The organism is Priestia sp. YIM B13551 (genome assembly GCF_042787905.1).
In the GTDB taxonomy this organism is placed as follows: Bacteria; Bacillota; Bacilli; order Bacillales; family Bacillaceae_H; genus Priestia.
On the sequence record NZ_JBHZOX010000012.1, the window covers coordinates 44,344 to 65,347 of the forward strand.

The window sequence follows — 21,004 nt, forward strand, 5'->3', positions numbered from 1 at the left end:
ATAGTATTAAGTGAGACCATACACACTCAGCACATATATATTGCAGAATTCAGAGGAGGAATTATATTGAGTCAGTTGTTAACGAAACAAACCATTTATAGTTATTTACAAGACCACGAACGGGATATGCTAGATGATTTAATCGAATTTGTAAAAAAAGAATCGCCCTCTTGTAATAAAGAGTTAGTAGACGAATGTGGTACATATTTAACACACCTTTTTCAACGCCGATTAGATATAGAACACTACGAAGTAATAAAAGAAACTAAAGTCGGAAATCACATGAAGTTTACAATTGGGAAAGGAGAACAACAAATTTTAATAATTGGGCATTTTGATACGGTTTGGGAGAAAGGTAGGCTTAAACTTAAAAAAGAAGGAAATAAACTATTTGGTCCTGGCATATTAGATATGAAAGGTGGAATTATTCAATCTCTATGGGCAATTAAAGCAATTCAAGACCTGGAGCTTCCTCTCAACAAAAAAATCGTCTTCCTTTGCAATTCAGACGAAGAAATTGGTTCAATTGCCTCTAAAGAATATATTGAGGAAGAAGCGAAAAAAAGTGAGGCTGTACTCGTAGCTGAGCCTGCTGTAGCTGGTTCAGGCGCCTTAAAGACTTCTCGTAAAGGTGCAGGAATTTTCAAGTTAAAAATATGGGGACGCGCAGCTCATGCGGGTAATCATCATGAAGACGGTGTAAATGCGATTGAAGAATTAGCTAAGCAAGTAATTTTACTACAAAAATTAACTAACTATCCAAAAGGTACAACTGTTAATGTTGGCACGATTACTGGAGGAAGTGGCACAAACGTGGTTCCAGAATACGCTGAAGCCGATATTGATTTACGTGTTTCAACAGAGGAAGAGGCAGAAAGAGTAACGGACATTATTTTAAATTTAAAACCACTATCAAAAGGAATAAAGCTTGAAGTAACCGGTGGTATGAACCGACCTCCAATGGTTAAAACTGAACAAACACAGGAATTATTTGAATGTGCTCAAGCTATTGCTAGTGAACTAGATATAGACTTAGAAGAAGCAGCTGTTGGAGGAGGAAGCGATGGAAACTTCACAGCAGCTATAGGTATTCCTACTCTCGACGGTTTAGGCGCTTGTGGTAAGGGCATTCATGCAGCGCATGAACATATACAAATCGATAAACTGGCTGAACGCTCATCTTTATTCGCTAATTTATTATTAAAATTGTAATAACAAGAAAAAGGTGGTGTTTTTTCACCTGAATGTCGATATGGAAAAAAGAGAAGGGTTTACGCTTCTCTTTTTTTATTTGTCTCTCGTTACTTCTTTTTAAAATCTGGAACGTACAAGTTGTCCTGCTGCCCATGATCCCCATTAATTTCTAATTTATATGTTAGGGAATTTTTGATTCCTCGTCCATTTTATGAAAAATATAATATTTCAGGTACTGCACAAGGTTGTAAAACTTTAAAAGTACGTAGAATAAATCCCTAACTTTCTTCCTTACCACCTCGACGAAACGATAGCCGGTGAAAGGTATTGATATACACAAACAGTTCTTCCCCAGTTGTCTTTCTTGAATCAGCAATGAGGGGAAGGTACATGGCACGATAGGTTTCCGGCACCCAGACGTAGTGATGAACATATTCTGTGAGAAGGAAGCCACATGATTGCCAAAAGCTGATACGCCTTCTATTATCTAGTGTTTCCTTTGATTCCACCTCAATAATTAATTTCGGATATCCCTCAGCAGCAGCTTTCTGTCGCAGGTAATCAACAAAATGTTTGCCAAGTCCGTGTCCTCGCTCTTTTTCGGATACGGCCAAATAGTCAATGATCAACACCTGATCGGATACAAGCTTCCCCGTGAGAGACATAACAACGGGTATTGACTTGTTATATCCTACATGAAGCTCGGCAATTCCTTGTGCAAACATACTTTTGATAATCTTAACCGATTTAGCCCCCTTATCACCGAATGCTTCCAAATAAAGAGGACTCGCGTTCTTCCAAAGTTCATCGTCCCATGTGCAAATTGTTCTAATTTCCACAATAATTTCTCCTATCTAACTTGTTGTTCTAATTTTAAACCAGATAAATTACACCTGACCCTTATACCTTCTATTATGCCAATGAAGTATCTTTTTATCTCTGGTCCAATTTATGAAAAAGGTAAACAACTGGACAAGCCCCAGCATATAAAAACCCAGCACTTCTTACATCACCATCTACCGACCACCTACTGCAGTAAGGATTCTTTTTTATTTTTGGAATGGACAGGCAAGCTTACTGCAGTAGCTACATAGTATCTAAAGAATCATGCCTCCATTACCTAATCAGTATCTAGTTCAGTATCGTTACCGCGTTAATACAAGCTCTACATGCGTAATGACGCCCTTCAAGTACCTTCTTTTTTATATAGCTATGTTTGTTTTTAAAAATCTGGAATTTAGAATGCCTGACTAACAAAAGAAAGCGTTGACATTTTCTTATTTCATAAACTATAATAAGCGAAAGAAACCGGTTCCAAGTTGACTTCTTATTTAACGAAATTGGCTCCTATGAAAGGAAACATTTAATTATGTATATGTTGTTTTTTTAGCTTTTTTGGAACCGGTTCCTATTCGTTCGGGCTATATCTTTTATAAATAGCAAGAAATATAGTCACAGTCGAATCAGAAATATTAGTTTTTTTCTTATCACAGTTTCATTATACTATCATCACCAAAGGGGTGTTATCATCAAGTGGAAAAGGGTTACAAAGACATAGCTAGCAAAGTAGTTGAGGCAATAGGTGGAAGAGAAAACATTTCGTCATTTGCTCACTGTGCAACAAGATTGCGTATTATGATACATGATCAAACAAAAGTAAATCAAGAAGCAGTCGAAAATATAGAGAAAGTAAAGGGTGCATTTTATAATTCAGGACAATACCAAATTATCTTTGGCACAGGAACTGTTAATAAAGTATATGAAGCAGTGAATGAGTTGGGTATTAAAGGCACGTCTACATCTGAAGTAAAAGCAGAATCTAAGAAACAAGGCAACGCTTTTCAACGAGCTATCCGAACCTTTGGTGACGTTTTCGTTCCAATTATTCCAGTTCTTGTTGCAACCGGATTGTTTATGGGTTTACGTGGGGTATTAACGCAAGAAGCAGTGTTAAATTGGTTCGGTTATACACCAAATGATATCCCTGAAAACTTTATAATGTTTACACAAGTTGTCACAGATACAGCTTTTGCATTCTTACCAGCATTAATTGCATGGTCAGCATTTAAAGTATTTGGTGGAAGTCCTGTTCTAGGAATTGTCTTGGGATTAATGTTAGTAAATCCAGCACTTCCAAACGCATATGCAGTAGGTTCAGGAGACGCACATCCTATTCACTTCTTTGGATTTATTCCAGTTGTAGGGTATCAGGGTTCTGTTTTACCGGCTTTCTTTGTAGGTCTTATAGGGGCAAAATTAGAGCGTTGGATTCGTAAAAAAGTGCCCGATTCAATTGATTTAATACTCACGCCATTTCTAACATTATTGATCATGATTACATTAGGTCTCTTCGCTATCGGACCAGTCTTTCATTCATTAGAAAATATAATTCTAACAGGTACAAAAGCAATTTTAGATTTACCATTTGGTTTAGCTGGTATTATTATTGGTGGCCTACAACAAGTTGTTGTAATTACTGGCGTTCATCATATATTTAATTTACTTGAAATTCAATTATTAGCTGATACAAAATTTAATCCATTCAATCCATTAATTACTAGCGCAATCGTAGCTCAAGGGGCTGCAACGCTAGCAGTTGGATTGAAATCTAAAAATAAAAAATTGAAAGCATTAGCATTACCATCAGCATTTTCAGCCTTTTTAGGGATTACAGAACCGGCTATATTTGGAGTAAACCTAAGGTTCTTTAAACCCTTTATAATGGGCCTTATAGGAGGAGCAGTAGGGGGATTCTTAGCCTCGATTTTTCATCTAAAAGCAACAGGAATGTCTGTTACAGCTATTCCAGGATTATTATTATACTTGAATAACCAGTTTTTTATCTATATTTTCGTTAATTTGATTGCCTTTGCTGTATCATTTATTCTGACATGGCTGTTTGGTTATAACGATAAGATGCTTAAGAATCGATAATTATATATAAATTATAAATTGTAATTAATAAACTATAATGAATGACATTAGAAAAGGCTTAATCATTGATGTTGTAGGAAAAGAGAAGATTAAAGACCTTCTCTTTTTTATATAATTTTATTTACTTATTTTTAAAATCTGAAATATGCGATTCTTCACGCTGCCACTGCTGCTCATTATGTTCTACTTTAGACGGTGTGACATCTTCCGACCTCTCGTCCATTTTATAAAAAGAGAAGCCACTAGACCAATCCCCAGCATATAAAAAACCCTTACTTCTTACATAATCAGCTACCCCTTACCTACTGAGGTAAGGGGTCTTTTTTATTTTTCGATTGGACACGCAACCTTGCTGCTGTAGCTACATAGTATCTAAGGAGTTACTACTTCACTCATTAATCAGTATCTATTTATTTAATGTTACTGCATTAATACAAGCTTTATACGTTTAGTAAAGCTCTTCATGGAATCTGTAAGGGAGCTGAGCCGAGGAGGCGAAGGGGGCGACCGGATGTGTTGAGCTGAAATAATTGAGACATGAAAGGCGAAAAAATAAAAAGAATGAAAGTGGGTACCAACATGAGAAAAACACAATGGTTTAACTTTCGAAACTTCTTTCATAAACCTTCTTTAACCTCCTCAATAACACCTCGTCCTTTTAACGCTTATTCGTTTGTTCCTTTTAGTCCATTTGCCATGCTTGATCCTACCATTCTAACCATAGGAGGTATTGTCTTAGGAATTGCCTTCATTGAACAGATATTAAATCGATGGGGTGTAATAGATCTTGCCGATCAGTTTGAAAAAGTGATGCGGTTTATCTTACCTGTCACCTTTTATGGAGCCTTACTTTACTTCTTTGCGACATTTATGTTTTGAGGAGGGGTTTAGATGTTTGAGAAACTAAAATTGCGTGGAAAGCTTATTAAAGCGTTTCGTACAGCAGAGATTTATCGGGTCATAAAGCGTGGGGATCGCACCTCCTATCAATTTCCGAAGATCCATCGGATCGATCATCAGCACACCTACACTCGGTATGCTTTTTCCTTACTGAATGGCATTGATCCTGAACTTTTAAATAAAAAAAGATGGGCCTTACGCCAAGTATTAGGCAGCAATATTGAAGTGAATGGCAGCTTAAAGAACTTTAGTATTACCGTTCATCACAAAAGCCTACCTAAGATGCTCAATTATAGGTATGAAGTCATTCATCCTCATATTGAGAAAATGGAGCTGCCGGTATGCATTGGTCAAGATATCTATGGAAACCCCGTTTCATGGGATTTTGCCGACTTAGAAACCTTATTGATATCTGGCGAAATTGGAGCCGGAAAAAGCAGTCTCATGCGTGTGATCCTCACCACATGGGTGAAGTATACCTCTCCTGAAGACTTGCGCTTAGTCTTAGTGGATTTGAAACGAGCTGATTTAGGGCTATTTCATGGGATTGAGCATGTGGAAGCGCTTTGTTTTGAGGCAAAGGATATGAGAAAACCTTTTGCTTTATTACGAGCTGAAATGTATCGAAGAGGCGATTTATTGTTAGAGCATGGGGTCACGCATATTAGGAGGCTACCTTTTAAGCTGCCTCGTATTGTTGTGGTAATTGATGAAATGTCCATAGTGAAGAGAGAAACGGATCTTGTAGAGATGATTCAACAGTTTGCCAGCCAAGGTCGTGCGCTAGGTGTTCATACGATTATTGCGATGCAGCGTCCAGATGCCGATTTGTTGAATTCAGCACTAAAAGCAAACTTACGGGTTCGGATCTCTGGAAGGCAGGCCGATGCGATAAATGCGAAAGTAGCCGGAGTAATCGGCGCAGAAGAAATTGATGCCGCAGCCAGGGGGCGCATGAAAATTAAAATAGATGAGGTGAAAGAGTTTCAAGCCTTTTTCTTAGATGAAGAAGCTTGTAAGGAAATACTTTCGCCTTATAAAACGCTCGTGAAAGATCCTAAACCAGAACTAGAAGTAGTATCACAGTCCATCTTTGGATTATTAGAGAAGGAGGAGCAGCGATGAGTTTCCGTTTATCTCAACGTGATAAAGACATCATAGCGTTTATTAATCAATTTAGAGCCGTGGATCGAGACTCATTGGTTGACCTATTTTTTAAACAACTGAAATCGCCCGTAAATGCATGTAATAGTGTCATGGTACGTTTATATCGATTAGGGCTCATTGAACGTACACAACAGTATTCTCCGACGGTCTACTTGCCTGTAGATGCCAAAATCAAAAAGAACTCTCAAAAAATACTTCATTTCCTTTCAATTCTAGATGTCTATAAGCAAATGTGTACGTATAGTGTACCTAAACACGTCATTGTAGAAGATAAGCCCACAGGAAGAAAAGGAGGCATTGAACCAGATCTCTTTTGTGTTTTTAAAGGATCTCCCTTTTGGATTGAAATTCAGAGAAATCAGTATTCCGAACAGAAAATGCAAGCGAAGATTAACTTATACGAAGAGTTTTTCTTTTCGGATGAATGGAAAGCATTGCATTGGCAGCCAGAAGATCGATCAGCCATCTTCCCTTCCGTTATTCTGGTTACGCCTGTTCGTTATGCTGTTACTTCTGAGCACATTAGGATTATACAGGTATCAAGTATTCATGAATTAATGGAAAAATATAAGGGTCCTGTCAAACAACAAAAAGAATCGAGAATAAAAAATAATTCTTCTAATGGAATCAAGATAAATTTAACATAAACTATTTTAGGTTAATCAAAATTTCTAATTTAGTTATCATTAGGAATATAGTAAAGTTTGTTTAAAAGGTACTATTTTACGGAGGATACTTATTTTGTTAATCATAATTAGAAATTCTTTAATAATAGCTGTTTGTCTTTATTTAGCAAGTGTTTTTCTCCCTGAAGTAATGAATGTAAATGAGACCGTTGCAAAATATTTATTTGTAATACCAGTTGGCGTTTGGGGTATTAAATCAAAGAATAAATGGTGGATTAATCTTATTTCTTTTCTTTTAGCTCTTATTATTTTAATTTTTTCTTTGGATTTATTACCCGAAAGTATGATGTAAAAGATAAAAGGAAAAAGCTATCTCATAGAATGAGATAGCTTTTTATTAGGACTGCTAATTATAAAGTACCAAAATATAACCGCAAGTAAACAATAGCACATTTTTGCCATAATGGCTATTTTTGGATGAATCGACATATGTATAAAAGGTAGTCTTTTTATACGCCTTTTCTTCACACACACCTGGAGAAATCACCGTCATATCAAAGGTGTATAAAAAGCTGCATATCCGATTAAAGGCACCCACAAAAGAACCCTTTTCCTGTAAGGGTTCTTTTGCTTCCTTGAAGAGTGATTATGTTAACTAAAGTTGTATACTTTATACAGCCTAAAAACAGAAAAACTCCCCCAATGCGTTAAGGGAGTTTTTCTGTTTTTAGGAGTTAGCTAAGTGATGATTCATCCATCTTGAGTAGTTTGCTCAAGATGTTATTTATTATTCATTTTTATAATTATTAAATAAAAAGAAACAGACTTGTTAGGAAGTCTGCAACTGCAACAAGAAATAAAGCTATTTATATACAACAGGTATTGTATATGATCCAACGAACTTTAGCAGTCTGCCCTGTTGAAGAGATTCTATACTTTATTGATCTTATGTTAACTAAACATGTCTACCATATACAGCGTAAAAACAGAAAAACTACTGACCATGCTCCAGTAGTTTTCTCTATGAATAGTGAGTAATTAGAAGTTGTTTTTGAAATCATATATTGACCTCTGGATTAGTTTGTTCAAGTTAGTAAGAACTTATGTATAGAGAAGAGAAAAACCTACTGTCTATGGGGTCAGTCCCATGTTCAGTAGGTTTTTCTCTTAGCTTATTCATAGCACACAATGAAGGATTGAAAATGAACATCTCTCCATCTTTTCAATAGTGTGCTCAATTAGGATATAAATCATTCACATAAATATTTCACCAGCTATGAAACATTTATGTATAGAAAATGATACATCTTGTATTATTTTTGATACGAGATGTATCAAAAGCAGGCTTAAGCCTGCTCCTATAGCCTTAAAGGCTAATATATAGTTAAGAAAGACATATTAGTTTTTGTGAGGGTTCTTGATGTAGATTTTGAAACTATTTAACAGCTTCTGTCATAGACTGCGTGTTCAACTTTTTCAAGATACTCCTTCTTTGATTCTTAATTGTGCACTCTTCTTTATGGAGAATATCTTGTATTTCTGAGATAGAATGACCATCAATAGAAAGAGCAAAGACTTCTTGTTCTGCTTGAGTTATTTGATTCATAAATACTTTCTATTCCAGGGTTTTACATTCTTTTTCTGCACTCTTTAGCCCAGCAACTTCATCAACTAAATCAGACGCCACACTCAAGATATTTTCAATACCCATTAATAGTTTTTCAATAGTTTTTCGCTTTTATCCATGATAAGGCCCTCCTACTTTTTGAGGGCAACCTATGTTATAATAAAAGTCCGTTACGTACTAAGTTTTGACATGGGGGTGCTTTCCTAGCCGGGAAAGTGCCCTTTTTCATGTTATTTTGTTTGGACTTGGATTGTCTATAATAATGTTTGATCAAGAATCTTGTATATAACAGGATTTTTTTGTTTGATAGTAAACCCATTTCATTGACTAAGAAATAGCTGAGAAATACAATCGTTGGATTTAATTTATCTAACGAATGCTGTTTCGTTGTTGCTATACTAGGATTCGATGAGTTTTTAACGACTTAAATGTTCATCATGAAGAAGGAGAGAATTGAATGGTTACAACAAAACCCCCAAAAAAGGTTGCAGCAAAAGATCTAGAAACTGATACAACAACTCTTGAACAGCTAGCGTATTATCGGATATTAGCCCCACTAAAAGTTAGATCACTCTTATCTCATCTTAATTCAAGTGAAAAGAAATCTATTTCCTTTGATTTCAAAAAAATGAAAAATGAAGATTTAGATCCTTTACGTCACACATTTATAGAAGAGGTAGACAAACAGCAAATACGCTCTACTGAAACATCCGAAAACAAAGAATCTACGCATTACAAAGTAGATCTTATTAACATGCAAAAGAAAGCTTTTAATTTATATGAAGGGATGATTCACGTATATGGTATCCCAGACGACGGTATTAAGTTACCAGTGGAGGAAGTTAAATTAGATGAGTTGAAAATTGGAAAAAACGAAGTCGTTTATATGAACAGTGAATCCACCCTTGTTACTTACCAAATCATTGAAACAGAGAAGGGATTCAAGGTCGTTATAGAAGATACTTTAACGTTGGATTTTGATAGGAGAAAGAAATCTGGTCTATTCCATCTAGAAAGAGTAAAAAGTCTCGGTTCCTATATGAAATGTTTACGATTACTAAACTATTACATACAGCGCAATAAGTTTCCCTTTCAATCTTTACAGTTATCTGGTGGAACATTAAATTTAAAGGGGCATCTCCAACAAATTGAGGAAGAGATTGAATCCTACAAAGAACTGAGAGATATTTGTACTCAAATTGGAATAAGTGAAAATTATATATTTGATGATAAGGAAGATTTCCCTTCCCTATTCAATGCTATAATCAATATCTTTAAAAATAAACAATATAGCTTACTAAATATTCATCAAGAAAAACTAGAAAAAACGGAGATAATCAATATTGAACTTTCCAAATATGTGAAACTAGCATTAGTGTATGCAGATGGATGTTTCCTTAACCTTTATAGTGAAGAAGCGTTAAAAATAACGAGTAGATATTCGTCTATAACAGATGTAGCTAGTAATCACGGGCAGGATACTGTTAAACCTGTTATGTTATCTGATAATCGGGAAAATCATGACCAAAAAGTAAGCATTTTCGCTTCTCGAAAAATTGAAGAAATGGTGAAAGATACAAACTTTGATTTTGACATAGTAAAATTATCTTTTGCCGATGAACATCATGATATACAAGCTGACTTAATAATTACTAGTTCTTTAGAGTATATAGACTTTTACGATAAATCCCATGATGAAAGCTATTTAGAATTTGCTCTTGATCTAAACCAACGATACTTAGCTAAGTATCCAGAAGATGATATTGCAAAGGTTAATATTTATATCATTAAACTCAAGCAAGGCCATGCATTATCAGAAGAGGAAAAAAATGACCTTTACAACATAACAGAAAGAGCAGAAATGAATAACGAGCAAACAATATGTTTTGCATGTGAAGTTTTGTTGAAAAATAAAGTAAAAGCGAAGAGAATATTTGCTACTCTTACTGGGAAGGAAAAAGAAGAAATCATGGAATTTCCAATTTACCGTTTTTATCAAAATTTGGAGTAGTATGCTCATTTTCTTCTGTATATAGCTTGCTAGTAAACTTTTATGAAAGCTCCTTTTTATAAAGTTCTTTGTCTTTAGTACAATAAATAAGCCCTACTTACCCACAATAGGGCTTATAAATTAAAAAAGTCCTCTACTTTCAGTTTTGGGTCAATTTTTTTTAAGACATTCATAATTTTCTTAATCGTGGTACCTGATGGGATGTAATTTGAATCATTGTAAATCTTGCTAACTGTTTTTCTATCCATCTTAGTTACTTTAACTATTTCCGTTTGATTATAGCCTTTGTTCATTAAGTATTTTCCTAATTTACTCTTTTGGGTTATCTTAGGCATAAGAGCACACTCCTTTTTATAAAGGATTGACACTTTCAAAAAAAATATTCATTTTAGGGAAAAAATTCCGCAATAAAATTTATTTATCACATATAATAAACTATAAAATAAACAATATATAAATATTACTTATGCAGAGTTAGAATAATGTCGATATTTTTGTCATAATCATATAGCATGAATACAGTTAAGACCGCCTTATACACTGATAAGTAATGGGCGGTCTTTGTTATCGATATTCTTTGAAATTGGACTTCACAAAAAAAAACCTTTACCTAGAGGGAAAAGGTTTTTTTTGTGAATATTAGATAACGAGATACCACCATTCTAGCAAATCATTTTTCAAAAAAGGTTTTTAACCACTTATAAAAACTCTTCTTTTGTTGTTGTGCTTTTTTTAACGCTCGAATTTCACGAGCCATTGAGATTAATTGACGTTCGCGTTCCTCGAATTTTGCATCGATATAGCTTTGTATCTCTTTTATTTGTACTTCAAGTGGTTCTAAGATAAGGGTTTGTTTTTCAGTTGAAATGTTAGGTGGAGTGTCTAGTATTTGTACTAAGTTGAATTTTTTTGCAACGGTTATAACGGCTTTTTCTAGGGTCATTTCGGAATTGGCATACATTTTTTTTAGTTCATGAAAGATGGTAACATCGTCATTTGTATAAGCTAATCTACCTTGTTTTTTTGTAAACTGCACACCAATTTTAGAAAAATGGAAGTTGTATTTTCGTATAGTCGATATGGGCAAACCAAGTATATCAGCTAATTCTTCGGTGGTATATGCTGCTTCTGCGGTTATGACTCTCAACATATGATCACCTCCTCTTATCAAGAGAACTATTCTAGGTATATACGTTAAAACCTTCAATTAATAAGAGAACGAGATATTATACCTTGTAATGCTATTGTTACTATAGTAATCGGTATTCTCAATTGAGGGTATATTATCATGTTTAGCTATTTACTAACGTCATAGATTAAATATTTGCCCTCTCCCCTCATCGTGATGGTTTTTCCTGATTCAGCGATGCATTTAGCTATATAAACATAAACTATCTAAAGAGATTAATCTAATAAATCATTAAATAGTGCTATCTTAATTTTAAAGTGTAATATCTACTGGATTTGAGTCAATAATTTAGATATAACAAAGTTGTCATGGTGCCAGATGAGCTAAATGTGGCATTGATAAATGTTAGAGTTTTATTTTTAGAGGATTAAATCTTTTGTGAAATAAAAATCTATTTTTGAATTCCTGTTTTATTTAGGGAATTACAGATCTATAAACTCGGAAATAAAACAATAATGATTCATTTCCGGTTTTATTAAATTTAAAACACTTTAGAGTTGTGTTTGTAAAAGAATAAATGAATTATCTTTTAAATTATTGATTTTTTGCACATTGATGTTTTCGATAATTTTACAGAATATTTGTTATAATTAAGCAATAAAATTCAGTTAAACATAAAATTAATCTTAAAATGATAATTAAAGCAATTATAAGTAAATTCCGATTTAGATATTTTTATGAAATTGATAAATAATTAAATAAAAATATTATTGTTTTCTATTATTTATTAGTTAACAAAATAAAAAACTAGGAATGATTTTTCCTAGTTTGAGAATAGCTTTTGCCATAATGTCTTCTTTTGATTTTGCTCTTTAATCAACTCTTTTTGAGTATGAGTAAATGCATTTAAAAGGTCTTCATCTCTTTGTTTTAATAACTCTTTTAGATTAGTATTTATCAGTTCTTCAAAATTCTGTTTATTTTGATTTAACTCCTGTTCAGCTGAATTATCTTTTAGCGTTTCTTGAGTTTTTCTAATGTTTTCAAGAAGAACTTTATCACGTTTTTTTAGGCTGTTTTCTATGTATGCTTCTAAGTCTTTATTTTCTGTTTTTACTTCAATCATTTGCTGCTTTGTTGCTGCAATTTCTTTATTTGCAATAGCTAATTCTTTTTGAGTAGAAATAAGTTCCTTTGTTAGAAGCTCCAATTTTTCTGAAAGAATCCTGTTAAATTCTATTTGTTGGTTCTGACCTTCAATTAGGTGATCTATCTTCTTTTCTAAAATAGACCGTTCTACGTGGTCATTAATAGTCATTTCTTCACCATTACGCCATTGTTTCACTTGATCCCAGGACCAACCTTGCTCATGAATTTTCTTCTTTATACTGTTAAGTGTCTCTAGATTCTCTTTTGTAAACCTTCTATGACCTTTTCCATAATCAGTGCCTGTCCACTCTGTAATAATATTGAATTCTTCGCACCATTTACGAAGCAAATCTCCAGAGATACCCAGTATATTTACCACTTCTTTTGGTAAGTACAATTTTTCAGACATAACTACACCTCCATATGTCAATTAATAATTAATATAATACAAGAATCATGCAATTGATTTTGAAGTGAAACGTACCATGGGATTATTAACGTAGATTCTAATAACATTGTTCTTATCTCATTATTGATTCTATATTAACTGCTAACTTCTTCTATGTAAATCTTAAAGCAATAATAATGTAATAACTACTTCCTGAATAAGATTATTGTTTTATCTTTTAATCAATAACTATCATTATTGATTAAAATGAAACGGAAAAAACTCATTATTGATTTAATTATTGTTTAAATACATTTAAGTTAATCTTAAGTTCAACCAAAAATATATTTTAACTAAAAAATAAATTCCTTTTTTATTCACAAACACGAATTCTTTTTTAAAGTTCACCTTAAGTTCAACTTGGATTCGGATATCAGAACATGCAAATGGGGGAATAGCTCTAAAATAGCTTCATTTAACTAATGATATATCAAAGATAAAATGATTAAGTTTAGCAGAGCCAAAAGGAAAGTTAAAGCATTCTTTTTAATTTAAGGACGTATAATAATACAATCAAAAATGAAAATGAAATCATATAGTAGATGAGCTATATGTAGAAAGTGGCTTTCAAGATAAATAGACAGCAAACAACTATGAAAGGGGACACCTTATAGTTGTTTGCTGTCTATTACGAATAACTAGCAATTCTTAGCTAAAAATGCTTTATTTTTGATATTCATAGATAACAGGAACTTTCTCCATTTTAACGGTTTTGGCCACAATATAACGACGATAGCCATCTTTTAGGATCTTAGAGCCTTTCTCAATCGTTAACGGCTCATCTAAGTATCCTGTGCGCTTCACAAAATCAATGACCTTTTGCGTTTTTTCAGGATTTGGTCGTGTCTTTAAGAAGGCTTCAGGAACGATAATCTGATCAAAGCTCACGACATCCTGTATCCCTTTTGGCTGAGTTGGTAGCTGCTTCTGTTTTGGCGCAGCCTTTTTCTCCTGAATAGGCGTTTCTTTCGATTCTGATTGTACTGTTTCAGCTTCCTTTTTCTCTTCTTTTGCTACAGGCTGAGAAACAGGATCTTGTTTTTCTTCCTGCTTGGTATATTCACTGTTCTTTTGTACCTCAGAAGGCGCAGAAACCTCTTGTTTTACTTCTTTTTTATCTTTCGGCTCATTAGCTTCTTTATCGTTTTTACTCGGGAGAACGGTAATCTGGAAGCAGATGATGCCAATTTCCCCAGGGCACTCGTCAATGGGAATATCTAACGTTGGTTCCCCTTGAATTAAGATCTTTTCATGCATAATACTCTTTTTTGTTAGTCCAGTTTTATTAAAGGCTTTCTTCGCAACAAACACGGTATACGAAATAAACGTACTCTTCTTTAACCCTTTAGGCGCAGAAGGTGAACCTTTTTCTCGCATATCAAAGGCAACGTAACGGTCATATTCTCGTAATGGTCCTGTCGCAGATCCTGTTAGGGTCATTTTATGTGGCATCGTGATCTCCTCCTACATAGATTTATATATTGGTTATTTAGAAGTATGTTCTAAATAATAATACTCTTAGTAAACATCAGCTTCTAAGGGATTTCTTCACTTTTTGATTACGAAACGGTGTCCTGTAATTGCTCATGTTGTTGTAATAAAGCTTGTTCCTCTGGTGTTAAGGCTTGTCCTAGACTCTGTTTCAGCTGCGCCATTTCTAACGAACTGTACGTAGAACTGTGTTCCTGCAGCAAAGTTTCTTCTTCTGGTGTTAGTTTTTGCCCTAAATCTTGCTTTAATTGGATCATTTCAAGCTGCTCATCTAGAGAAAGAGCTGTTTCTTGTGTACGCTCTTTTTGCTCCTGTTCGGCTTTTAACCAAGCAGGTACGATTTCCTTACGGATGATATGTTTAGGCGTAAATAGGGCTGTCTTAGCTTCAGTATGTATGTCTGACGCAGATGATGGTTCTTCTGTATTCCCTTTTAGTAGATTGGTAAATTGATTATAAGCAATTTGATAAACAAGACGACACATTTCATCTAACGATAGGGTAGTACCCTTATGATTCGCCTCATGGACATATTTATCCAACCCTACAATCGTTGTATAAGCGACTTCATGAACTTGCTCTTTCACAATCTCAATCTCTGTATCTCGTTTTACTGCTTTTGCCGCATTTTGAATACGAGCATAAAAATCTTTTAGTTGATGACCATATTTACCTGCGTACACATGATTTACTTTCTTAGGCACACCTTTGATATACGCAAATGACTGTGAAGCAGATATTAAATGATTATTTAAATGATTTTTAGGTAAATCAAGGTTAATAAAGGGGGACGATGCTTTTTCGTCCTCAAAGCTTGCTGTATCAACGTTTTCAGCACTTTCTGGACTTGTCACAGGACTTGTCACAGGACTTGTCATTTCTTCTTTTTCAAGCGTTTGGACACCTGTTGTATCATGTGCAAAAAAGATTTCCTCACAAATTTGATCAAAATTCTTATGGCTTTTAAGGATAAACACATAGCTATCAGGATGAGCACCTGTTGTATCTTCTTTGATATAACGTGCTACGATCATAAACGGTGTTGCCTTTAACGATTTCACAAAGCGAGAAACGGTACTTTGGGATACATCAAACTTTTCCATAAGTGTTTTGGAGTGAATCGCTTGAATGCCTGTAGCAACAAGGTTATAAATCACGTAATCTAACATTTCCATCCGTTTTTTAGGGAATACTTTATGTAAGGCCAATTGTTGTTTTTTGAAATGAGTACGAAGTGTTTCTAAAAACGCTTCTTTCTTTTTGCGAAGGGTAGGTTTCTCTTTCCATAACCATGTGAATCGTCCGTTGAAGGTATTTACATCTTGTAAATAGCAGGTAAAGAGCTTTGTCATTTGTTCATCTTCTCCTTTAAGGAACACAAAAAAGACACTGTCTCCCTGATAAAAGGAAAACAATGCCTTGATTTAGATGAACTAAGCCCTTGAAATAGATGTCAATTTCATATAAAATAAAACCATAAGTTTTATTTTATACGAAACTAAACTATTAACAAGAGACTTCGACAAGTGTTTTCCCTACCGAGAATAGGGGGAACGGTTTAAGAGTGTTACCGCACTTCTTAAACAGTTGAAGTCTTTTTTCTATCCGCACGTTTTTGTTAGTTTTATTATAGCGTTAACTAGTCTCATAATTCAATAAAAATTAGCAAAATATATCAAAACAAGTATTTTTGGCTAAGATCTTTTTGTTATTTCTTTAGGAGTCGACTTCATCATAGCTGAATTTGTGGAATCTGGGGAGGGGTATTTTTTTACCCCTCCCTAAATAGTTAGAAGTGTGTTATAATGCTGCGTTTTTAATAAATTCGAAGATTTATTGATTCGTACACTTTCAATAATAATCGCAAATGGTTCTTCTGGGTAGGGTGATTTTTTGTAGTCCTTTTTTGTAAAGAGGGTGACAAAAAATCACCCTATGCAAAGAATTAAAAATGTGATACAAGCAGTTTCTACCTCATGTAGAAGCTGCTTTTTTGTTGAATCCTAGGAGTAGAAATTTTCCTGTACCTCGGGTTATTTGTACATGCTTGTGGGTATTGGTAACGCCAAGCTGTAACTTTTTAAGGTCTTTTTTAAATTGTTTTTCAACTCAATGGAAACAGTTTCTGTAATGGTTGTTAAATCCTATTATTTCTCTTGCTCGTATTTGAATCTGTTATAAACGTCAGCTAAAGCATCGCTAGGATATCTGATTTTGTTTTCAAACATGTAATCTTGAATGTATTAATATGTGATTTTATCGAGTGAAATCACCTGGTTTTTTTATTCATTATCTCCATACTTCCTCATCAATTCTTTTAACCTACCATTTAAGTTTTTCATCGAAATTGCAAAACGGTTCATCATCTCACTGTTGGCTTCAGTTAAATTCTTAAGATGTCCTTCTCGGTCAGAGTGTTGATTAAAAATAGCTAATGGGTCAAACTGATTCTTTCAAAATTGCTGTCAGGATTAGTCATGTTTCTTTACTAAACCAACAATTTTTTTAACGGCAATAAGATCAACATTTCTTATTTTAAGTTCCATATTTTATTTGAAATTCCCAAAATAGTGTTGCCCTTTTAAAAATAGAAAGAAGAGCATAAGGGGTTTTTGCCCCCACAGGTTGTGTGGGGTTAGGCAGAGCCTAACAAAACCTTGGGTACAAAGAAATGTTTGCAAGAACCCCCTCAGCGCACCTTCAAATTAAGGGGCAGTCCTTTCACCGCACCTTCAGTGATTGCAACATTTGTTCCAGGAACCCCTTCACCGACCCTTCATAATTGATAAATGTCCCCTCGAGGGTCACTTCATTTTGAATTGTTTTTTGAAAAGATGAGACAGAAGTAAGCGATCTTTTTTTATTTTTGTTCACACGTTCATAATCAAAACGTCCATTTTTTTTTGCTTACAATACAAGTGATTTACGCGTGCTTTTTTATCATTTATGAATCAATTTTAATTCTATAAACGGTGACTCTTCTAAAAAAATGCAGGTTCACAGGACATTGATATTTATTTTTTTATGTTCACATGAGTTAAAAAAGATTTTGTGAAAAAAGAAAATAAAAAACTATGGGAAAGCCAATGCAAAATCAAAAATCGCGATAAAAAAAGATGCGATTCAATCCAGTAATATAAGCGTTCGACTCTATGAAGATAAACAAAAAAATTTGCAAGAAAAGCTGAAAAAGTTGAACGAAAAAGAACAGGATTTGGTCATGAAGTGAAAAAACAAAAGGGGACCCAAAAGGGACTATGGTGAATAAATAAGATTAAAAGGTAAAAATTCAACCTGAAAAAACGGTGTTTAAGGGTGAAAAGGGGACTCAAAAGGGACATGAAGAGCTTTTTCTTGATATCACGGTTTTGCTAGGCTTTGCCTAGCCTATCACCCTATGTGATAGCAAAAACCCCTTATGCTCTTCTCTCTTTTGAAGTGGGGACTCACAATTTACAGGAAAGGAACGAATATGATAGATATGTTTTTACGAAATATAGATCCAATTGCCATTAAAAAATAAATGGAATTGAAAAATAAAAAAGATTTCTCGCTAAGATTTCTTTAAAAGTCGACTTAAAAAGGTGGAGGTATTGAGAGAGAAAAAGTATTAGGACAAAAGGAAAAAAAGAAATTATAAAATGGATTTACAAAATCTTTTGCACGGAATAATGGAGCACAATCTACAAAAAAGAATTGTAGCACAAGAAATGGAACGTTGAAAAAAGCAAAAGTTTGAAAGCGAAATGAAGACAGAAGAGTCTTCTTTTTTTATATTAAGAAGGGAGAAGAAGCAAGATAACCAGCGAATTAAGATTTGATTATTATTAACAAGTACTATAACAAGCTAGCTTATTTTTATAATGGTTATATGGAAATCGTTGATCAAGTTAAAACAACGGGAGAATTTTATGCTCATGAAGTTACAGGTGAAAAAGAGAACATGGGATTTTTTGTTTGTCTTTCTTGTCTGGTAAGAGTACATTATAAAAAAGACCACTTCTTTTTACGTGAACATTCGGCAAGTTGTACATATGTAAAGGGTCAGTTGGATAAAAAATATAGGTGAATAAAAGAGAAAGCCAGACTAGTTAAAACCAGTCTGGCCTCTTAAGATAACATGTGCATTGAAATCGAAAGATATTCTCATTATATCATGTCTCAGCTATTTAATAGAAAGACAATAATGACTTGGAAAATAACATTCAGCCTGCATAAATTATAATAAAAAAGGGTGCGTTTCCTTTAAGAAACGCACCCTTTTTCGAAATTAAAGTATTGGTTAAACGTATTATAACATGTTTTGCTCTAAAAAGGGAGGGGATTTTGTCATAACCAAAGTGCGAAATCTAGACAAATACGCATTGGGCACATAGATAAGGGATTCTGATGTAAAAGTGTTAAAATGTTGAAAAAGCACCTCTGAACGGATGCTGTGAATTAAACTAGTTCATCGTTCTGGTTTTTTAGGAACTTACTTTCTAACTCTAATTGTTTCATTCGTCGTTGTAATTCTAAATTCTCTAAGTCTTGTTCTAACTCAGAAGGTAAATCAGTTTGTTCTTTAGCATTCCTCATTAGTTCTCTAGTAGTTGCCAACTTCTTTTGTTCTTTTGAATTCATATTAACAGCCCCTTCCTTGTGACTTGCTAGATTCGACATGGCAGATGAAATATCCTGTAAAAAGACATTTACTTAGAGATGCGACAGCAGTACAATACAAAAAAAACATCCGTTTAGATAGGATGTTTTTATTCTACTCTTATTTCGTTTTCGTCTTTATAGCCTGCTCCTGGCGAGCTTCAATTTTTTCTTCAATCTTTTCCATAACCTTTTTATCTTCTAGTATTTCATGTCTGTTTTCATTGACTAGTTTTTGAAAAGAGGGTTTTAACTTTCTCATAATGGCACTTCTTTCTTACTGTTTAGTTTAGTCCGTAGACAAGTATGATTATAACGATTAAATGGGATAAAGCAATTATTTACTATCATAAAATGAAGAGTAGAATTCTTATTCTTATAATAGTCAAATTAAGAAGAGTAAGGTGGTTGCAACAGTCCATACCTTTTGTATTAGGGTTCTATTTCCGTTATTTGCTATCGGTATACCTATGTGTTATACTCCAATTAACTTATTTTTGTTCGGTATATTGAGAAAAGAAAAAACCCTAATTAGAAGTTTTTATCTTGAAATAGTATGTTTGGGCAAGATTGGTAATACATTTGTGGAGTATTCCACAGCAGGAGGCAACATTATGACACAAGGTACAGTAAAATGGTTTAATGCAGACAAAGGTTTCGGTTTCATTGAAATCGAAGGCGGAGACGATGTATTCGTTCATTTCAGTGCTATTCAAGGTGAAGGTTTCAAATCATTAGAAGAAGGTCAAAAAGTTACTTTTGATATCGAGCAAGGTCAACGCGGAGCACAAGCTGCTAATGTTCATAAAGCATAATCAAAAGTAATCAAAAAAAGACTCCCATAAAGGAGTCTTTTTTTATGTTTTTATAATTAGAAGACCGTGATTTATCTACTGTTATTAGTTAAATAGAAACCCCAGGCTTTAAAAAAGCCTGGGGTTTAGTCAAGACGATCGATACAAGGTTAACTAGTTATAACATACAATAGAGATAGAAAGCAAATATGAACAAAGACTTTTTTATGTATAGGTAGTGTTTAATCTTTCTAAAAGCATAGGTTTATATTATTTTCTATGGGGGTTACGGGGGATTTTATCAATAAGGCGTTTTTTAGCCTCCATCTGACTTTTACACAAAGGACATTTCTGGTGACTATCGTAAGAAAAGTCTTTCCTCATCCACCCTTTACACTCTTCTACTGTACATTCCCAAATTTCTGTTTCTTCTTGAACCGGAGGTTCTTGATTTCTTTTGTTATAATACATACTCATCACTACTCCTCTCTTTATAAGTATGCCTTATAAAGAGAGCATAAATACTTTATATCTTTTATGCCGTTCATATTTTACTAGAATCAATCTCATAGTTGAAAATAAGAGTAAACAGGGGGAACATGAATAGTAAAGTATAGCAATTCATGTTTGGTGAATACTTGTTACGGTGATGTGTAAAATACAATGAGAATAAAAAATAATGTTTTTTAGAAAAACTATTGACGTTTCATTTGATATGTTTTATTATTATAAAGCGTCGTTGAAACGACAACTTGTTTTACGGAATATTGAACTTTGAAAACTGAACAAAGCGACAAACGTCAACGTTAATTTTTATTTTTAAATTGAGCAAGTCAAACATTTCTTCGGAGAGTTTGATCCTGGCTCAGGATGAACGCTGGCGGCGTGCCTAA

The 21,004-nt window shown here is 33.9% G+C and carries 20 protein-coding genes; 10 read left to right on the plus strand and 10 right to left on the minus strand.

What is annotated here, in order from left to right; all coding sequences use genetic code 11:
- The first annotated feature begins 66 nt into the window (after positions 1 to 66).
- Complete coding sequence (locus ACFX4N_RS28010) at positions 67 to 1,212, plus strand: M20 family metallopeptidase (RefSeq protein ID WP_234015041.1); 1,146 nt, start codon at positions 67 to 69, stop codon at positions 1,210 to 1,212.
- A gap of 260 nt (positions 1,213 to 1,472) precedes the next feature.
- Here ACFX4N_RS28010 and ACFX4N_RS28015 read toward each other — a convergent pair whose 3' ends face one another.
- Positions 1,473 to 2,033, minus strand: a complete 561-nt coding sequence (locus tag ACFX4N_RS28015) for a GNAT family N-acetyltransferase (protein ID WP_377263503.1) — start codon at positions 2,031 to 2,033, stop codon at positions 1,473 to 1,475.
- A gap of 75 nt (positions 2,034 to 2,108) precedes the next feature.
- Here ACFX4N_RS28015 and ACFX4N_RS28020 point away from each other — a divergent pair, with 75 nt between their 5' ends.
- The 6 genes from ACFX4N_RS28020 (at position 2,109) to ACFX4N_RS28045 (ending at position 7,173) form a co-directional block, all read left to right on the plus strand.
- Positions 2,109 to 2,288, plus strand: a complete 180-nt coding sequence (locus ACFX4N_RS28020; protein WP_377263505.1) for a hypothetical protein — start codon at positions 2,109 to 2,111, stop codon at positions 2,286 to 2,288.
- 439 nt (positions 2,289 to 2,727) lie between these two features.
- The gene (locus ACFX4N_RS28025; protein ID WP_377263507.1) at positions 2,728 to 4,128 is read left to right on the plus strand and encodes a sucrose-specific PTS transporter subunit IIBC; all 1,401 of its coding nucleotides are present in this window, start codon (positions 2,728 to 2,730) and stop codon (positions 4,126 to 4,128) included.
- 579 nt (positions 4,129 to 4,707) lie between these two features.
- Positions 4,708 to 5,007 carry a hypothetical protein gene (locus ACFX4N_RS28030; protein ID WP_192100799.1) on the plus strand — a complete coding sequence of 100 codons (300 nt, stop codon included), beginning with the start codon at positions 4,708 to 4,710 and terminating at the stop codon, positions 5,005 to 5,007.
- 12 nt (positions 5,008 to 5,019) lie between these two features.
- Entirely contained in the window at positions 5,020 to 6,153 is a 1,134-nt protein-coding gene (locus ACFX4N_RS28035; RefSeq protein WP_335440384.1) for an FtsK/SpoIIIE domain-containing protein, read from the plus strand.
- A complete protein-coding gene (locus tag ACFX4N_RS28040; RefSeq protein ID WP_097813080.1) occupies positions 6,150 to 6,842 on the plus strand; it encodes a hypothetical protein in 693 nt (230 codons plus the stop codon). The genes ACFX4N_RS28035 and ACFX4N_RS28040 overlap by 4 nt, the downstream gene beginning before the upstream one ends.
- A gap of 94 nt (positions 6,843 to 6,936) precedes the next feature.
- Entirely contained in the window at positions 6,937 to 7,173 is a 237-nt protein-coding gene (locus tag ACFX4N_RS28045; RefSeq protein WP_053487938.1) for a hypothetical protein, read from the plus strand.
- Between the two features lie 1,083 nt (positions 7,174 to 8,256).
- Here the strand turns inward: ACFX4N_RS28045 and ACFX4N_RS28050 are convergent.
- Entirely contained in the window at positions 8,257 to 8,427 is a 171-nt protein-coding gene (locus ACFX4N_RS28050) for a helix-turn-helix transcriptional regulator (protein ID WP_081113383.1), read from the minus strand.
- A 478-nt stretch (positions 8,428 to 8,905) separates the two neighbouring features.
- Between ACFX4N_RS28050 and ACFX4N_RS28055 the strand changes: the two genes are divergently transcribed.
- Positions 8,906 to 10,459 (plus strand): DUF4365 domain-containing protein, encoded by a 1,554-nt coding sequence (locus ACFX4N_RS28055; RefSeq protein WP_377263510.1) that lies wholly within the window; start codon positions 8,906 to 8,908, stop codon positions 10,457 to 10,459.
- Positions 10,460 to 10,572: 113 nt separating this feature from the next.
- Here ACFX4N_RS28055 and ACFX4N_RS28060 read toward each other — a convergent pair whose 3' ends face one another.
- The 5 genes from ACFX4N_RS28060 to ACFX4N_RS28080 all read right to left on the minus strand — a co-directional run bounded on the left by ACFX4N_RS28060 (position 10,573) and on the right by ACFX4N_RS28080 (position 16,028).
- Complete coding sequence (locus ACFX4N_RS28060; protein ID WP_053487940.1) at positions 10,573 to 10,794, minus strand: helix-turn-helix domain-containing protein; 222 nt, start codon at positions 10,792 to 10,794, stop codon at positions 10,573 to 10,575.
- A gap of 335 nt (positions 10,795 to 11,129) precedes the next feature.
- Positions 11,130 to 11,609 carry a MerR family transcriptional regulator gene (locus tag ACFX4N_RS28065; RefSeq protein WP_055991828.1) on the minus strand — a complete coding sequence of 160 codons (480 nt, stop codon included), beginning with the start codon at positions 11,607 to 11,609 and terminating at the stop codon, positions 11,130 to 11,132.
- An 802-nt stretch (positions 11,610 to 12,411) separates the two neighbouring features.
- Entirely contained in the window at positions 12,412 to 13,146 is a 735-nt protein-coding gene (locus ACFX4N_RS28070) for a MerR family transcriptional regulator (protein ID WP_055991825.1), read from the minus strand.
- Between the two features lie 702 nt (positions 13,147 to 13,848).
- Positions 13,849 to 14,637, minus strand: coding sequence for a ParB N-terminal domain-containing protein (locus tag ACFX4N_RS28075; protein WP_192100795.1), 789 nt, complete (start codon positions 14,635 to 14,637; stop codon positions 13,849 to 13,851).
- Between the two features lie 107 nt (positions 14,638 to 14,744).
- Positions 14,745 to 16,028: a replication protein gene (locus ACFX4N_RS28080; RefSeq protein WP_377263513.1), complete on the minus strand. Its 1,284-nt coding sequence runs from the start codon at positions 16,026 to 16,028 to the stop codon at positions 14,745 to 14,747.
- 2,519 nt (positions 16,029 to 18,547) lie between these two features.
- Here ACFX4N_RS28080 and ACFX4N_RS28085 point away from each other — a divergent pair.
- Positions 18,548 to 18,745, plus strand: coding sequence for a hypothetical protein (locus ACFX4N_RS28085; protein WP_081113386.1), 198 nt, complete (start codon positions 18,548 to 18,550; stop codon positions 18,743 to 18,745).
- Positions 18,746 to 19,116: 371 nt separating this feature from the next.
- Here the strand turns inward: ACFX4N_RS28085 and ACFX4N_RS28090 are convergent, their stop codons facing one another.
- Positions 19,117 to 19,299, minus strand: coding sequence for a hypothetical protein (locus ACFX4N_RS28090; RefSeq protein WP_053487948.1), 183 nt, complete (start codon positions 19,297 to 19,299; stop codon positions 19,117 to 19,119).
- Between the two features lie 139 nt (positions 19,300 to 19,438).
- Positions 19,439 to 19,579 (minus strand): FbpB family small basic protein, encoded by a 141-nt coding sequence (locus tag ACFX4N_RS28095; RefSeq protein ID WP_081113382.1) that lies wholly within the window; start codon positions 19,577 to 19,579, stop codon positions 19,439 to 19,441.
- Between the two features lie 352 nt (positions 19,580 to 19,931).
- On the opposite strand from ACFX4N_RS28095, the gene ACFX4N_RS28100 reads away from it, so the two are divergent.
- Positions 19,932 to 20,132: a cold-shock protein gene (locus ACFX4N_RS28100; protein ID WP_013056497.1), complete on the plus strand. Its 201-nt coding sequence runs from the start codon at positions 19,932 to 19,934 to the stop codon at positions 20,130 to 20,132.
- Between the two features lie 249 nt (positions 20,133 to 20,381).
- Here ACFX4N_RS28100 and ACFX4N_RS28105 read toward each other — a convergent pair whose 3' ends face one another.
- Positions 20,382 to 20,582 carry a cold-inducible protein YdjO-related protein gene (locus tag ACFX4N_RS28105; RefSeq protein WP_098240112.1) on the minus strand — a complete coding sequence of 67 codons (201 nt, stop codon included), beginning with the start codon at positions 20,580 to 20,582 and terminating at the stop codon, positions 20,382 to 20,384.
- Positions 20,583 to 21,004: the final 422 nt, after the last annotated feature.